Consider the following 16,087-nt stretch of genomic DNA (forward strand, 5'->3'; position numbering starts at 1 on the left):
GCGGTAAGCACGCTTTGATCCGGGGATCTCCGAATGGGGGAACCCACCATCCGTAATGGGATGGTATCCGTCACTGAATCCATAGGTGGCGAGAAGGCATACCCGGTGAACTGAAACATCTAAGTAGCCGGAGGAAGAGAAAACAATAGTGATTCCGTCAGTAGCGGCGAGCGAACGCGGATTAGCCTAAACCGTCAGGTTTACCTGGCGGGGTTGTGGGGCGTCTCACATGGAGTTACAAAAGACGCGCGTAGGCGAACAGTTTGGGAAGGCTGACCATAGAGCGTGACAGTCGCGTAGCCCAAACGCGCGTCTCTCCGAGACCCACCCCGAGTAGCGCGGGACACGTGAAATCCCGTGTGAATCTGGCAGGACCATCTGCTAAGGCTAAATACTCCCTAGCGACCGATAGTGAACCAGTACCGTGAGGGAAAGGTGAAAAGCACCCCGGGAGGGGAGTGAAATAGTACCTGAAACCGTGTGCTTACAAATAGTCGGAGCCCGATAATCCACCCACGAAAGTATTACTTTCGCGGGGCCCGGAAATGGGTGACGGCGTGCCTTTTGTAGAATGAACCGGCGAGTTACGGTAGCGTGCGAGGTTAAGTCGAAGAGACGGAGCCGCAGCGAAAGCGAGTCTGAATAGGGCGCAAGTACGTTGCCGTAGACCCGAAACCGTGTGATCTAGCCATGTCCAGGGTGAAGGTAGGGTAACACCTACTGGAGGCCCGAACCCACGCACGTTGAAAAGTGCGGGGATGAGGTGTGGCTAGCGGTGAAATTCCAATCGAACTCGGAGATAGCTGGTTCTCCCCGAAATAGCTTTAGGGCTAGCCTCGGATTGGGACCCCGCCGGACGCGAGCGTAAGCTTGTGTCCGGTGGGACCCTTAGAGTCTTGGAGGTAGAGCACTGATTGGGCTAGGGGCCCTCATCGGGTTACCGAACTCAGTCAAACTCCGAATGCCAATGACTTATGTCCGGGAGTCAGACGATGAGTGCTAAGATCCATCGTCAAGAGGGAAACAGCCCAGACCATCAGCTAAGGTCCCCAAGTGTATGTTAAGTGGGAAACGATGTGGAGTTGCCCAGACAACCAGGATGTTGGCTTAGAAGCAGCCACCATTTAAAGAGTGCGTAATAGCTCACTGGTCGAGTGACTCTGCGCGGAAAATGTAACGGGGCTAAACATACCACCGAAGCTATGGCAGTCCTTACGGACTGGGTAGGGGAGCGTTCCAAGCAGCGGTGAAGCCGTACCGGAAGGAGCGGTGGAGCGCTTGGAAGTGAGAATGCCGGTGTAAGTAGCGAAAAGACAAGTGAGAATCTTGTCCACCGAAAGCCTAAGGTTTCCTGGGGAAGGCTCGTCCTCCCAGGGTTAGTCGGGACCTAAGCTGAGGCCGAAAGGCGTAGGCGATGGACAACAGGTTGATATTCCTGTACCACCTCTGTTCCGCTTGAGCGATGGCGTGACGCAGGAGGATAGGGTGAGCGGCCTACTGGATGGCCGTCCAAGCAGCAAGCCTGGTGTGTAGGCAAATCCGCACACTATCAAGGGCAAGCTGTGATGGCGAGGGAAATTACAGTACCGAAGTCCCTGATTTCACACTGCCAAGAAAAGCGTCTAGCGAGGAACAAGGTGCCCGTACCGCAAACCGACACAGGTAGGCGAGGAGAGAATCCTAAGGTGCGCGGGATAACTCTTGCTAAGGAACTCGGCAAAATGGCCCCGTAACTTCGGGAGAAGGGGCGCCCCGGTAGGGTGAGGGTCCCCGCCTGATGCGAGCGTAAGCTTGTGTCAGGTGGGCCGAGCCCGAGGGGGCCGCAGTGAAAAGGCCCAAGCGACTGTTTAGCAAAAACACAGGTCTCTGCGAAGCCGCAAGGCGAAGTATAGGGGCTGACGCCTGCCCGGTGCTGGAAGGTTAAGGGGATGGGTTAGCTTTGGGACCCTGCCGAACGCGAGCGTAAGCTTGGGTTCGGCGGGCCGAGGCGAAGCTTTGAACCGAAGCCCCAGTAAACGGCGGCCGTAACTATAACGGTCCTAAGGTAGCGAAATTCCTTGTCGGGTAAGTTCCGACCCGCACGAAAGGCGTAACGACTTGGGCGCTGTCTCGGCAAGAGACCCGGTGAAATCATAATACCTGTGAAGATGCAGGTTACCCGCGACAAGACGGAAAGACCCCATGGAGCTTTACTGTAGCCTGGTATTGGAACTTTGTGCATCATGTACAGGATAGGTGGGAAGCTGAGAAGCAGGGGCGCCAGCCTCTGTGGAGCTGTCGGTGGGATACCACCCTTGATGTACGGAGTTTCTAACTCGTCGCCCTGATCGGGCGAGAGGACCATGCCAGGTGGGCAGTTTGACTGGGGCGGTCGCCTCCTAAAAGGTAACGGAGGCGCCCAAAGGTTCCCTCAGAATGGTCGGAAATCATTCGTAGAGTGTAAAGGCAGAAGGGAGCTTGACTGCGAGACCTACAAGTCGAGCAGGGACGAAAGTCGGGCTTAGTGATCCGGTGGTTCCGCATGGAAGGGCCATCGCTCAACGGATAAAAGCTACCCTGGGGATAACAGGCTTATCTCCCCCAAGAGTCCACATCGACGGGGAGGTTTGGCACCTCGATGTCGGCTCATCGCATCCTGGGGCTGAAGTAGGTCCCAAGGGTTGGGCTGTTCGCCCATTAAAGCGGTACGCGAGCTGGGTTCAGAACGTCGTGAGACAGTTCGGTCCCTATCTGTCGCGGGCGTAGGAAGTTTGAGGAGAGCTGTCCTTAGTACGAGAGGACCGGGATGGACGCACCGCTGGTGCACCAGTTGTCACGCCAGTGGCACAGCTGGGTAGCTATGTGCGGAAGGGATAAGCGCTGAAAGCATCTAAGCGTGAAGCCCCCTCCAAGATGAGACTTCCCACAGCGTTAAGCTGGTAAGACCCCTCATAGACGATGAGGTTGATAGGTTCGGTGTGGAAGCGCGGCAACGCGTGGAGCTGACGAATACTAATCGGTCGAGGACTTATCCACAACCAATCGCTTAGCAAAGCATGCATATCCAGTTTTGAAGGTGCGAAACAGCACAAGCTGGTTCCTTCAAAATGTTCCTCGGTAGCTCAGTTGGTAGAGCAATCGGCTGTTAACCGATCGGTCGGGGGTTCGAGTCCCTCCCGAGGAGCCATAACATGGAGAGTTACCCAAGAGGCCGAAGGGGACGGTTTGCTAAACCGTTAGTATGCGTAAGCGTAGCGAGGGTTCGAATCCCTCACTCTCCGCCATTTTAATAACTTCAAAGACAGTGGCGGTGTAGCTCAGCTGGCTAGAGCGTTCGGTTCATACCCGAAAGGTCGGGGGTTCGATCCCCTCCGCCGCTACCATCCTAAGTTGCGGTCGTGGTGGAATTGGCAGACACACCATCTTGAGGGGGTGGCGGGGCGACCCGTGCGAGTTCGAGTCTCGCCGACCGCACCATAACAGTTCTTTTACAGATGGCCCGTTGGTGAAGCGGTTTAACACAGCAGCCTTTCACGCTGTCATACAGGGGTTCGAATCCCCTACGGGTCACCATACTACCCCGTAAAGTGAAGTGAATGCTTTGTAGCGACACCGAGTACTTTACGGGGACCCCAAAAACAACTGTTGAGGGGTATCTGGAGGCTTAGCTCAGCTGGGAGAGCATCTGCCTTACAAGCAGAGGGTCGGCGGTTCGATCCCGTCAGCCTCCACCATTTAAAAGGATGGTCAGCTAAAAGCGCCACGTCCTGTGGCAACGCTGACACTCGATCGTTCTGATCATCGCGGGATGGAGCAGTCTGGCAGCTCGTCGGGCTCATAACCCGAAGGTCGCAGGTTCAAATCCTGCTCCCGCAACCAAATTTACTTGTACTACGTCGAGATAATCCTCTTCGGTCAAGTAAAATCTTAGTCCCCGCAGGGGGCAACCAAAACTACATATGGAGCTGTGGTGAAGTTGGAGTTCACGCCGGTCTGTCACACCGGAGGTCGCGGGTTCGAGTCCCGTCAGCTCCGCCATCTTGTCCTTTGGTACAGATGGCAATGATGATTTGTTATCACTTTGGCTCGGTAGCTCAGTCGGTAGAGCAGAGGACTGAAAATCCTCGTGTCGGCGGTTCGATTCCGTCCCGAGCCACCATCAATTCCATGTAAATTGAATCATGCCGGTGTAGCTCAATTGGTAGAGCACCTGACTTGTAATCAGGGGGTTGTGGGTTCAAGTCCTATCGCCGGCACCACGTTGGGGTATAGCCAAGCGGTAAGGCAACGGACTTTGACTCCGTCATTCCTAGGTTCGAATCCTAGTACCCCAGCCACTTGTTTTGAGCCATTAGCTCAGTTGGTAGAGCATCTGACTTTTAATCAGAGGGTCGAAGGTTCGAGTCCTTCATGGCTCACCAGTTTATTCCTTCTAGCGGTTCCCAATGAAACATGCGGGTGTGGCGGAATTGGCAGACGCACCAGATTTAGGTTCTGGCGGGCAACCGTGGGGGTTCAAGTCCCTTCACCCGCACCATAGTGATTGGGATTTGACGAAAATTGTACTATCTCATGTTATGCGGACGTAGCTCAATTGGTAGAGCGTCGCCTTGCCAAGGCGAAGGTCGCGGGTTCGAGACCCGTCGTCCGCTCCATTTATTGCAAAAATGCCCCACTCCGGGTTAACCTGTGCCCTTAGCTCAGCTGGATAGAGCGTTTGACTACGAATCAAAAGGTCGGGAGTTCGAATCTCTCAGGGCACGCCATACTTTTACAAGAAACAATCAGGGTAGGAAAACATCCTACTCTTTTTTTCATAGCCACTTTCTCAATTTTACAAAGATTAACGGTTTTTTCCTTGTAACTTACGGCAGGTTATCTTACCTTAGGTATAGGTTTCCATCTCTCTTTCCAAGAAAATCAAGTAAAATAAGAAAAGAGTAGAAGCTGTGTCCGCATTGATCGAGTGACTCGATCACATCGGCATTTCGTGAGCGTGCAAAACAGCTTAATTACGCTGGAACAGGAGTTGTATCTCGTGAACGTAATAAAACTGGATCACCCTCATCCTTCCGTAGAAAAATTGATTCATAATATTGAAAAAGTATTGATTGGCAAGCGTTCGATTATTGAGTTTTGTGTCGCGGCCATCTTGGCAAACGGCCATGTCTTATTGGAAGACGTCCCGGGCGTCGGCAAAACGATGCTGGTGCGCTCCTTGTCCAAATCGATCGGCGCGGAGTTCAAACGGATCCAGTTTACCCCTGACCTGTTGCCAACCGATGTAACAGGTGTGGCCATCTTTAACCAAAAAACAATGGAATTCGAATTTAGACCGGGCCCGATCTTCGCCAATGTCATTCTCGCGGACGAGATTAACCGGACTTCCCCCAAAACCCAGTCTTCATTGCTGGAAGCAATGGAAGAGCGCTCCGTCACGATTGATGGACATACCTACCAGCTTTCCAGCCCCTTTTTCGTCATGGCTACGCAAAATCCGCTGGAGTACGAGGGGACTTTTCCGCTCCCCGAGGCACAGCTGGACCGCTTTTTGATGCAGCTCAGTTTGGGCTATCCCACTTTAAAAGAAGAAATGGAAATGCTAACCCGCTTATCGCAGAGCAATCCGCTCGAAACACTGGAGACGGTGATTACGGCAGAAGAGCTGTCAGACATCCAGAAGCAGGTAGCCACGGTCAGGGTCTCCGAAGGAATCCAGGAGTACATCGTCCGCCTCTGCCAGCGTACCCGAGAGCATCACAACGTATACTTGGGAGTCAGCCCGAGGGGATCCCTCGCACTCTTCCGTGCCACCCAGGCACTGGCCTTTGTACGCGGGAGAGACTATGTCATTCCCGACGATGTGAAAGAGCTGGTACCGGTCACCTTTGCGCACCGCATCATTCTCAAACCGGAAGCGCGCCTGGAAGGAGCCACGACTGAGCGAATTCTCTCCGCGATACTTGCGGAAACGCGTGTTCCGGTCAGTTGAGGTGGGTGAACCGATATGAAACAACGCCGCTTTGGGAAAATCAAAACCGCACTTCTTGTTCTGGTTGCGTATGTGTTTGCCATGTTTCAGGGCGGGTTTGCCAGTTGGTTTTTGTTCTACAGCAGCCTTGTGTTTCTCGTCTATGAAATTTGTGCCTATTTCTTGATGTTTCACGCGCTGGAGGTCACCCGGGAGGTAGACCGTGCCCGTCTCCAGGAGGGCGAGGATGTGATCGTCACAGTACGGTTGCGCCGCCGTTTCTGGTTCCCGCTGGGCTGGAACATGGTCACCGAGCCGCTGCCGGATCGCTTGGCAGGAGTTTACGAGCCTCACCGGCAGTTGATTTTTCCCTGGTTTAAAAAAGAGACCTCATTTAAGTACGTGATCCCCAGTCTGCCCCGCGGCCACTACCGCATGAGCGAGTGCGTCATTAGCGGCGGAGACTTTTTTGGATTTATCGAACGGAAAATCAGCATGCCGCTGGCGAATGATTTTCTGGTCTACCCGTCCTATCAGGAGATGACCCATTGGGCGCTGGGGGACGGGAGCTTTAGCGGGACTGTGCATATTGCCCATCGCCGCTCCGACGATGTAGCTGCCGTGCGGGGCGTGCGGGAGTATCACCGCGGCGATCGGCTCAGCCAAATTCATTGGCGGGCCTCTGCGCGGGGCACAGGACTCAAAACCAAGGAGTTTGAGCACCAGGCGATGAACCAAGTGCTCTTTTTTCTGGATGTGGAAAAGGAGCACTACCGCGAGCAAAGCACGCAGCTGTTTGAAGCAGCCGTGAAGCTGACCGCGAGCCTGGTCGCTTATGCCAATCGGAACCTGTATCATTATGGCCTTGCCTACAAGCAGAGAGAGCGGGTGGTGATTCAGCCCGCTTGCTCGCATACGCAATTTATCCGCGTATTTGATCACCTGGCCCGCGTCATGCCGGAGGGGACGGATTCCTTTTCGCGCATGCTGGGACGCGAGGCATTGGAGCAACCGCCGGGAGTGACGCTGGTCCTCGTCACCCCCAAGATCGACAAAGAGATGATCGCGCGCCTTCTCCATCTCTCGCAAAAAGGGCGGCATATTCATCTGCTGCGGATCACCGCCGCTGCGATCCCGACGCCGGAAGAAAAACAGGCGATGCAGATGCTGGCGGCTGGCAAAGTGACCTGCAAAACGGTCCATCTGAATGAGATGCTGGATGCGGGCAGGATAGGAGGTGTCTCGTGATGAGCATATGGAGACGTCCGCAGGGACTGGAGTGGGCGGCAGCGCTATGCCTGTTTCTCATGCTCAGGGAGTGGCTGCTGCCTTTGGGCGAGCTGACAGACACAGGGACCCTCTGGCCGTTCTACGTAATCGTCGCGGGCATTCTGCTGATCGATCTGGTCGTTCCCTACCGCTGGCTGACGTTTCCGCTCAAGCTGGCGGGCATCTTCTGGGTGGTCCATCGGGATTTTTCGGATACGGCCTTTTTCAGCAAAGACTGGCTGATCCAGGTGTACACGAGCCTGCTGCGGGATCTACCCTTGGCGATGCAACAGGACTGGACCACGATGCTGCCGCTATCCCGGAACCTGCTGTTTGACCTAATGCTGGTCCTGTTGATCTCGATGGTGACGTATCTTGTGCTGGAGCAGCGGCAGGGCTTGTGGTTTGTCTTTTTAACCGAGCTATATCTGGCTGTGCTGGATACCTTCCTTCCGTACGAGGCGGACGGCGCCATTATCCGAACGCTCATCTACGGATTCCTGATGCTGGCGGTGGCCCATCTTCACACCATGTCCAGGCGGGCACCCGTCGTCGGAAAGAGCCGCTGGACGATCTGGAGGGCCCTGCTGGCTCCTGTGCTGATCGTCACATTTGCGGTGGGGGTCGCCTATGCCGGACCGAAAAAAGAGCCGATCTGGCCCGATCCCGTGGCTTTTCTCACGGGGAATAACGGGGCTGGCGTGGGCACGATGAAGAAGGTCGGGTACGACAATAATGACGAGAATTTGGGCGGTCCCTTTCAGCAGGATGACACGCTGGTCTTTGTCGGGGTGACCAATGAGCGCACGTATTGGCGGGGCGACTCCAAAGATGTCTATACCGGCCGCGGATGGACAAAAGGAGATCGGGAGTACCTGCTGATCCCGGATCCGGCCTCCTATGAGTGGAGCCAGATGCTCTATCAGGGTACGGAGACAAAGGACGTGACGGCCACGCTGGACTTCTCGAGAGGAGCAAGATTTTCGACGCTCTTTTTCCCGGGGCAGCTGAAAAAGGTGGCAAGTATCGAGCCGGCACAGACCATGCTCGTCTACGACCGAAATCATCAGCAGGTCGAACTGCAGTCGAGCAGGGAGAGAACCCGCATCGCGCCGGTTCGGCCGGAATCGTACCAGCTGGAAGCGGAAGTACCGGTGATCAGTGAAAAGGCGATCATGCAGGCAGACATGAATTATCCGGAAGAAATCAAGGAGCGCTATTTGCAGCTGCCTGCCGAAATGCCGGAGCGGGTCAAGGAACTGGCGCTCTCGATCACGAAAAATGCGGCGACCCCGTATGAAAAAGTGAGGGCGATTGAGAATTACCTTCGCACGGGGGGAGACTATAAATACGAAACCAAGGATGTGCCAGTCCCGGCTCCCGACCAGGACTTCGTGGACCACTTCCTGTTTGACAGCCGCCGGGGGTATTGCGATCATTTCTCCACCTCGATGGCGGTGATGCTCCGTACCCTCGACATACCCGCACGGTGGGTAAAAGGATTTGCGCCCGGTACGGCCGTCGGAAAAGACGGTTTGGGCAACGATATCATGGAAGTGAAAAACAAGGATGCCCACTCCTGGGTAGAAGTGTACTTCCCCGGACAGGGCTGGATTCCCTTCGAAGCTACCAGCACCTTCACCTCTCCGGTCCGGATCAACTATGACCGCACGACGGAGGATACGCAGCTCCCCGTTCCGGTGCCGGATCTGAGCGAGCATGTGGTGCCCGACCGCGGTGACGGCCGACTGGACGAACTGGAAGAAGCGGACAGACCCGTTACGACCAGCCGGTCCATGCCTTGGCAGTTGAAAGCGATCGGGGCGGGATTGCTGCTTGCCGGCGCCTACGTGAGCTGGAGACGGAGAAAGGAAATCACACTGTGGTGGCTGCAGCGAAAAATGCGAAAACATCCTGCCGAGCTATACCCGGATCGCTATCACTTGCTGCTGGTGCTGATTCAACACGTCCACTCCAAACGGGAACCAGGGGAAACGCTAAGGGAGTACGTGAAGCGGCTCTCCCTGCCAGGTGACAAGCGGCAGGATCTGCAGTACCTGACCCATCTGTACGAACGCGTCTACTACGGATGCCGGGAAATGGAAGAAAAGGCGAAGGAGATCGCCCATAAAATTATGGAAAGGCTTAGCCAGCAATTGAAGCCTTGATCTATGATCGGCAGTCTGCTAGAATTTCCTTCGAATACTCGTATAGTCTCAGGAATTGGCCTGACAGTTTCTACCGCTCGACCGTAAATCGAGCGACTACGAGGAGAGGACTTCGGATTTTTGTACATGCAACTGCAAAAGTGTACACAAACTGGGACTCTGCCTCCGCGTCGTTTCAGCCGGAGGCGACGGTCCCGGTTTTTTTGCAGCTACGGGACGTTCGGTTTTTGAGGAAATCCGTCCTGATGGTGATTCAACAACCGAGGAAAACAAGGTGGAAACTTCCGGTAGCAACCTGACGGAAACAGGAGAAGGAGGATTACATGAGCAAGCCATTGGAAATGGTCGTCGTACTGGATTTCGGAGGTCAATACAACCAGCTGATTGCCCGTCGCGTACGGGATCTGGGGGTATACAGCGAACTTTTGCCGTACAACACGCCAGTCGAAAAAATCAAGGAAATGCAGCCAAAGGGGATCATCTTCTCCGGTGGACCTGCAAGTGTCTATGAAGAGGGAGCGCCAAAAGTAGATCCGGCCATCTTCGAGCTGGGCTTGCCGGTACTGGGCATCTGCTACGGGATGCAGCTGATGAGCTACATGCTGGAAGGAAAAGTGGAGCGCGCGGGCAAGCGTGAATACGGAAAAGCGGAGCTTCGCCTTCAGCAGCCGCACAGCCTGTATGAAAAATGGACGGAAGCGGAAATCGTGTGGATGAGCCACTCCGATAAAGTCGTGGAACTGCCGGCCGGATTCCGCATCGATGCCGTCAGCGACAGCTGTCCAGTAGCTGCGATCAGCCATCCGGAGCGCAAGCTGTACGGCGTACAATTCCACCCGGAAGTGCGCCATACCGCGAAAGGGAATGAATTTATCGCCAACTTCCTGTTCCAAATCTGCGGCTGCGAAGGAAACTGGAGCATGTCCTCCTTCATCGAGGATGAAATCAAGAAAATCCGTGAAACCGTCGGGGATAAAAAAGTGCTTTGCGCATTGAGCGGGGGAGTGGACTCTTCCGTCGTAGCGGCTCTGATTCACCGGGCGATTGGCGATCAGCTGACCTGCATGTTCGTGGATCACGGCCTGCTACGCAAAGGGGAAGCGGATAGCGTCATGGAGACGTTCGGCGACAAGTTCTCCATGAAAGTGATCAAGATTGACGCGCGCAAACGTTTCCTGGACAAGCTGAAAGGCGTGACCGATCCGGAGCAAAAGCGGAAAATCATCGGGAACGAATTTATTTACGTATTTGATGAAGAAGCAAGCAAATTGAAAGACATGGATTTCCTGGCGCAGGGCACACTATATACAGACATCATCGAGAGCGGCACCGCGACGGCCCAGACGATCAAATCGCACCACAACGTAGGCGGGCTGCCGGAAGACATGACCTTTACGCTGATCGAACCGCTCAAAACCTTGTTCAAGGATGAGGTGCGCAAGCTGGGATCCGAATTGGGCTTGCCGGATGAGATCGTATGGCGTCAGCCTTTCCCGGGTCCGGGTCTGGGCATTCGGGTATTGGGCGAGGTTACGGAGGAAAAGCTGGAGATCGTTCGGGAATCGGATGCGATCCTGCGTGAAGAAATTGCCAAGGCCGGTCTGGACCGCGAGATTTGGCAATACTTCACCGCTCTGCCGGACATGAAAAGCGTCGGGGTCATGGGCGATATGCGGACCTACTCCTACACGGTGGGGATTCGCGCGGTTACCTCCATTGACGGCATGACTGCAGACTGGGCACGAATTCCGTGGGATGTGCTGGAGAAAATCTCGGTCCGGATCGTAAATGAGGTGGAAAACGTAAACCGCGTCGTCTACGATATCACCTCCAAGCCGCCGGCTACGATCGAGTGGGAGTAAAAAGGGAAGAAAACCGGATATTAATCGGTTAATATTTTTTAACGTTCGTTTTTTCCGTTGACATCTTCTGTTATACCTGTTACACTTCTCGGTGTAATTAGGTAAATAGGAAGGTTCGTATAGTCCTGGGAATTGGCCCGGGAGTTTCTACGAGGTCGCCGCAAACGGCCTGGCTACGAACAGACAGCAACGGAAAAAGGGACAGCTCTTATTTTATTTTGTGAATTTCCGTCTGTTTTGTTCGGTAGTCGAGGTGTATACATTGCGCCTCGGCTTTTTATTTACCGAAACGAATCTGGGGGGACATCCAGTGCGGAACTACTTTGAGTTTGACAAGCTTGGCACCAATTACAGACGTGAAACAATTGCAGGGATCACCACATTTCTCGCGATGGCCTATATTTTGGCTGTCAATCCGTTCATTCTGAGCGGCGCTGATTTGCCGCCCGAGCTGAAGGCCAATTACCCTGAGTTCGGTGCGATCTTCACCGCGACGGCTCTGGCAGCCGCCATCGGTACGCTGGTCATGGCTTTCGTGGGTCGTTTGCCCATTGCGCAGGCGCCGGGGATGGGGCTGAACGCCTTCTTTACCTACACCGTCGTCCTGACCATGGGAATTCCGTGGCAGCAGGCATTGGCGGGCGTCTTTGTCTCTTGTACAATTTTCTTGCTCATGTCGCTCACCGGTATCCGGGAAGCGATCATCAACTCGATCCCGCAGGGCTTGAAGTATGCGGTGTCGGCGGGTATCGGTCTGTTTGTCGCGTTTATCGGCTTGAAAAATGCAGGCATTATTATTTCCAATGAGGCCACTACCGTTGCTCTGGGACATCTGACGTTCCATCCCGATATGGATCCGGCTCAGGTAACGGCTGTGAAAAATGCACTGCTGGCCGTATTTGGCTTGGTGCTGACCGCTGTACTGATGGCGCGCCGGATCAATGCGGCGATCTTCGTCGGCATGGTGGGCACAGCGATCGTCGGCATGATTTTTGGGATCGTGAATCTCCCGGAAAAAATCGTCTCGGCTCCGCCGAGCCTGGCTCCCACCTTTGGGGCGGCCTTCACCTACCTGGGTGACTTTTCGACGCTGTTCAGCGCCAAAATGCTGATCGTGATCTTTACCTTCCTGTTCGTGGACTTCTTCGATGCCACAGGTACGCTGCTCGGCGTGGCGAACCAGGCCGGTCTTTTGAAAGACGGCAAGCTGCCTCGTCCGGGAAGCGCTCTGGCTTCCGATGCGATCGCGGGGATGGCAGGGGCGGTCCTGGGCACTTCGACGACGACCAGCTACGTCGAGTCTGCGGCCGGTGTTGCTGCTGGCGGTCGGACAGGCTTTGCTTCCGTCGTGACCGGACTTATGTTTATCTTCGCGCTGTTCTTCTCTCCGCTGCTTGCAGTGGTGACACCAGCCGTTACTGCGCCAGCGCTGGTTATGGTCGGCGTGCTGATGGCCTCCCATATGGCCAACATCGCATGGAAGGAAATGGACGAGGCATTCCCGGCTTTCCTGACCATCCTGATGATGCCGCTGACGTACAGCATCGCATCCGGTATCGCGGCAGGCTTTATCGTCTACCCGGTGATCAAAGTGCTCAAAGGAAAAGGAAAAGAAGTTCACCCGGTCATGTACGTGCTGTTCTTTGTCTTCCTGGCGTACTTCATCTTCCTCAGAGAATAGATCCGGCGGTTTCGCTGCCCATACTCTCGCAAAACCATCTGCAAACCGGCTGTCACCCGAAGAGGGGATTTTTTCCGCAGGTGCAAGCGCTGTTTGTGCTTGATGCCTGCGGTGGAGTACGAAGCCATGCGGGCATGTCATGTCTCCCGCATGGCTTTTTTTGGTTTCCTCAGACCATTTCGGGCCGTGCGGCAGGACATCCAGCAGGACGGCGGGAAAACAAGGAGGAAGAGAGATGGAACACATGTTGCGGAACGTGAAAGGAACCAAAGATTACATGCCGCAGGAGCAAGGGCTGCGCAACCGGATCCGACAGACGTTCGAAGAGGTGTTTGCCACATACGGCTGCAAGCCCTTGGAAACCCCGACATGCGGATGCCGTTCAAACGCTACGAGATCGGAAAGGTCTTTCGGGACGGCCTGGTAAAGACGGGCCGATTCCGGGAATTTATCCAGTGCGACGTCGATATCGTGGGTGCGAGCTCGATGCTGGCCGAAGCGGAATTGATCAGCATGGCGTCTGAGGCGTTTGACCGGCTCGGCCTCGCTGTCGCGATTCATCTCAATAACCGCAAGCTGCTCACCGGTCTGCTGAAGGTGATGGGCATCGGGGAGGAGCAGGCAGAAGATGTGATGCTCTCGCTCGACAAGCTGGAGAAAATCGGCTTGAAGGGGGTTTGTGCAGACTTGCGGGAGCGTCAGGTAGAGGAGGCGGTCATCGAACGCATCGCCGCTTTTTTGCAAGACGGCGAACGGTCATTGGCATCACTTGCACAGCGGTATGAGGAACCGCTGGTACAGGAAGGGGCCCGTGAACTGTCCGAGCTGTTTGCTCTGGTAGAGGGGGCGGGCATCTCTGCTGAAGTTCGGTTTGCCCCCTTTTTGGCACGCGGGCTTAGCATATACACGGGGACGGTGTACGAGATTTTCCTGCAGGATGGACGGATCACCTCCAGTATCGGGAGCGGGGGAAGGTACGACCGGATCTTCAGCCGTGATCAGCAGTGACGGGGCGGGCTGTCCGGGGATCTGCCGAATGGAAAAGGGGGAAGGCGGGATGGCTGTGGGAAAGTGGTGGGAGGCGCAGCAGAAAGGGATTCGGTTACAGGCAGATTGCCTGAAAATGAGGACTGCTGCTGCGGGACGGGATGATGGAGGACGAAGTGATGCGGGACGGAATGCTGCAAGCCAGAATGCCACGCGCAGACTTTTAGCCAAAGCGGCCCAAGGAGCTGTCCGGAAGTGGACGGGAAGCCTCTTCGTCTTTGTGCTGGCAACCGCCTTCCCGGGCGGACACGCGGCCTTTGCCAAAGCGCCAGGCTTCCAAGCAGCTGGCCAAGAAGCGGGTCAAGCTCCGGGCGGCCAAGGAGCGGGTCAAGCAACAGGTCAAGCGCCGGGCGGCCAAGCAGCAAGTCAAGCGCCAGGCAGCCCGGCAGCCGGTCAAGCCGCGGATCAGACAGCTGAGCAACCAGCAAATCGAGCGGCCGAGCAGGCTGTCACCGACAGGACCGCGTACACGGCCAGCGTACAGATCGATCCGGCTGCCAAGGAATTGACAGGCAGCGTGCATATTCAGTTCGTGCCGCAAGACCCGGCCTTTGCCTATTTGCACGTATATCCCTATGCGTTTACCGACAAAAAGAAAGGCCCCCTCTGGGCGGATTTGCTGGGGAAAAACCCGACACCCGGGACGTACCAAATTCATCAGCTCCGCATTCAGGGGAAGCCGGCGGCCTATCAGCGAACGGGGACGCTCGTCGAGATTCCCCTCGAAAAAAGGGTGGTGGAAAGCGGGGCAGCCCTGGATCTGGAGCTCCAATTTTCCATGACGCTCCCCCGCAACATGGGCCGGATGTCGTATGACGACCATGCGATCTGGCTGGGAAACTGGCTGCCCATCCTGGCCGTACGCGATTCGTCCGGATGGCATCTCGATCCGTACGGCCCGGTCGGCGACCCGTTTTATTCGGAGACGGCCGACTACCAGGTAGAGCTGAACGTTCCCGCCGGCTACCAAGTCGCCAGCACGGCGGCGGATGGGACGCAGCGGGGCGAGGAGGCGACGCCCGGCCAGCGCGTATACCATCTCGAAGCCAAGGACGTGCGTGACTTCTCGCTGGTCGTGATGGACGAGACCTACCAGCGGCGAGAGACGACGGTGGGCAGGACGAAGGTGCGGAGCTGGTGGCGGAAGGGGGATTCGCCTGTACAGGCGGCCCGGAACCATCAGGCTGCCGAGCGGTCGTTTTCCTACTTTCAGAGCCGGTTTGGCGCTTATCCCTATGACGAGTACGATGTGGTCCGAATTGGCGGCCGCATCAACGGCATGGAATATCCCGGCATTGTTTTTCTGGACGGCTCTCACTATCAGGGCGATCATCTCGCTTCGATCCCGACCGTCGTCCATGAGACGGCCCATCAGTGGTTTTACGGCCTGATGGGCAATAATCAAGTCGAGGAAGCCTGGCTGGACGAGGGACTGGCCGAGTACGCCTCCCTCTCTTTTCTCCGGGCTGCCTATCCGCAGATCGGCCAAATGCGCGTCCAGGGGCGCCTGATCCGGGGCACCACCGCAGATGCTTACGCAGAGGCGGGTCTGAACGCCTGGCTGCCGACCTCCCGCTACCCTGACAACCAGAGCTACAGCGATCTCGTCTATTCCCGCACGGCGACCATGCTGCTCCTGCTGGAGGACGTATGGGGGGAAGAGCGGCTTCATGCGATGCTGCAGCACTTCCTGGCGGAACACCGCCATCAGGTCGCGACAGGACGGGAATGGGTGGCAGCCTTGACGGCGGAAGCGGGGGAGGATGCGGCTCCGTTTATCCGCTACTGGCTGCTCCTCGACAAGGAGCAGGAGCAGGCGGCACAGGAATGGCTGGATCGTCAGCGAGAGGCCCGGGTAGGGAGAGATTCCGCCGGGAATGCCCGCTGATGGGTGACAGTCCCTGTTCGTTTGCCGCAGGGATCTATGACAGGGAAAGGAAAGGTCCCGGCGGAAAAGGAGAATTCACGGGCACGGGGAAAAAGGAAGCCGGTGCTGCAAAATCAGCGAAGATAGAAAAGGGGTTCTGTCAAAATACGAATATTTGTCGAGATTTACGAAATTAACGTTCGGTTTGTGGATTGACATCTTTTCGGCCGCCCTGTTACACTA

General features: G+C 55.7%; 7 protein-coding genes, 15 tRNA genes, 1 rRNA gene and 2 riboswitches (1 of these 25 running past the window's edge). All 23 genes read left to right on the top strand.

What is annotated here, in order from left to right; genetic code table 11:
• Positions 1 to 3,015: ribosomal RNA gene (locus JD108_RS02735) — 23S ribosomal RNA — on the top strand (it extends 84 nt beyond the left edge of the window).
• A 75-nt stretch (positions 3,016 to 3,090) separates the two neighbouring features.
• Positions 3,091 to 3,166: transfer RNA gene (locus tag JD108_RS02740), tRNA-Asn, on the top strand.
• Between the two features lie 6 nt (positions 3,167 to 3,172).
• Positions 3,173 to 3,263: transfer RNA gene (locus tag JD108_RS02745), tRNA-Ser, on the top strand.
• Positions 3,264 to 3,285: 22 nt separating this feature from the next.
• A tRNA-Met gene (locus JD108_RS02750) sits at positions 3,286 to 3,362 on the top strand.
• 9 nt (positions 3,363 to 3,371) lie between these two features.
• Positions 3,372 to 3,456 (top strand) — tRNA-Leu (locus tag JD108_RS02755).
• A gap of 19 nt (positions 3,457 to 3,475) precedes the next feature.
• Positions 3,476 to 3,552, top strand: a tRNA-Glu gene (locus tag JD108_RS02760).
• An 85-nt stretch (positions 3,553 to 3,637) separates the two neighbouring features.
• A tRNA-Val gene (locus JD108_RS02765) sits at positions 3,638 to 3,713 on the top strand.
• A gap of 68 nt (positions 3,714 to 3,781) precedes the next feature.
• A tRNA-Met gene (locus tag JD108_RS02770) sits at positions 3,782 to 3,858 on the top strand.
• An 82-nt stretch (positions 3,859 to 3,940) separates the two neighbouring features.
• Positions 3,941 to 4,017, top strand: a tRNA-Asp gene (locus JD108_RS02775).
• Between the two features lie 45 nt (positions 4,018 to 4,062).
• Positions 4,063 to 4,138 (top strand) — tRNA-Phe (locus tag JD108_RS02780).
• A gap of 24 nt (positions 4,139 to 4,162) precedes the next feature.
• Positions 4,163 to 4,238: transfer RNA gene (locus JD108_RS02785), tRNA-Thr, on the top strand.
• A 3-nt stretch (positions 4,239 to 4,241) separates the two neighbouring features.
• Positions 4,242 to 4,316, top strand: a tRNA-Gln gene (locus tag JD108_RS02790).
• Between the two features lie 8 nt (positions 4,317 to 4,324).
• A tRNA-Lys gene (locus JD108_RS02795) sits at positions 4,325 to 4,400 on the top strand.
• Between the two features lie 33 nt (positions 4,401 to 4,433).
• A tRNA-Leu gene (locus JD108_RS02800) sits at positions 4,434 to 4,516 on the top strand.
• 42 nt (positions 4,517 to 4,558) lie between these two features.
• Positions 4,559 to 4,634, top strand: a tRNA-Gly gene (locus JD108_RS02805).
• A 34-nt stretch (positions 4,635 to 4,668) separates the two neighbouring features.
• Positions 4,669 to 4,745 (top strand) — tRNA-Arg (locus tag JD108_RS02810).
• A gap of 272 nt (positions 4,746 to 5,017) precedes the next feature.
• Positions 5,018 to 5,971: an AAA family ATPase gene (locus JD108_RS02815; protein ID WP_198828471.1), complete on the top strand. Its 954-nt coding sequence runs from the start codon at positions 5,018 to 5,020 to the stop codon at positions 5,969 to 5,971.
• Positions 5,972 to 5,986: 15 nt separating this feature from the next.
• A complete protein-coding gene (locus JD108_RS02820; protein WP_198828472.1) occupies positions 5,987 to 7,198 on the top strand; it encodes a DUF58 domain-containing protein in 1,212 nt (403 codons plus the stop codon).
• A complete protein-coding gene (locus JD108_RS02825) occupies positions 7,198 to 9,387 on the top strand; it encodes a transglutaminase TgpA family protein (protein WP_198828473.1) in 2,190 nt (729 codons plus the stop codon). The genes JD108_RS02820 and JD108_RS02825 overlap by 1 nt, the downstream gene beginning before the upstream one ends.
• Before the next feature lie 18 nt (positions 9,388 to 9,405).
• Positions 9,406 to 9,506: riboswitch (purine riboswitch) on the top strand.
• A gap of 204 nt (positions 9,507 to 9,710) precedes the next feature.
• On the top strand, positions 9,711 to 11,249 hold the full coding sequence (guaA, locus tag JD108_RS02830; protein WP_198828474.1) for a glutamine-hydrolyzing GMP synthase: 1,539 nt from the start codon (positions 9,711 to 9,713) through the stop codon (positions 11,247 to 11,249).
• A gap of 95 nt (positions 11,250 to 11,344) precedes the next feature.
• Positions 11,345 to 11,445: riboswitch (purine riboswitch) on the top strand.
• A gap of 114 nt (positions 11,446 to 11,559) precedes the next feature.
• A complete protein-coding gene (locus JD108_RS02835; RefSeq protein ID WP_198828475.1) occupies positions 11,560 to 12,930 on the top strand; it encodes an NCS2 family permease in 1,371 nt (456 codons plus the stop codon).
• 369 nt (positions 12,931 to 13,299) lie between these two features.
• Positions 13,300 to 13,938, top strand: coding sequence for an ATP phosphoribosyltransferase regulatory subunit (locus JD108_RS02840; RefSeq protein WP_228728274.1), 639 nt, complete (start codon positions 13,300 to 13,302; stop codon positions 13,936 to 13,938).
• 49 nt (positions 13,939 to 13,987) lie between these two features.
• Entirely contained in the window at positions 13,988 to 15,865 is a 1,878-nt protein-coding gene (locus JD108_RS02845) for a M1 family metallopeptidase (protein WP_228728275.1), read from the top strand.
• Positions 15,866 to 16,087 lie beyond the last annotated feature (222 nt).

The sequence above is a fragment of the Brevibacillus composti genome (assembly GCF_016406105.1).
Lineage (GTDB): Bacteria > Bacillota > Bacilli > Brevibacillales > Brevibacillaceae > Brevibacillus > Brevibacillus composti.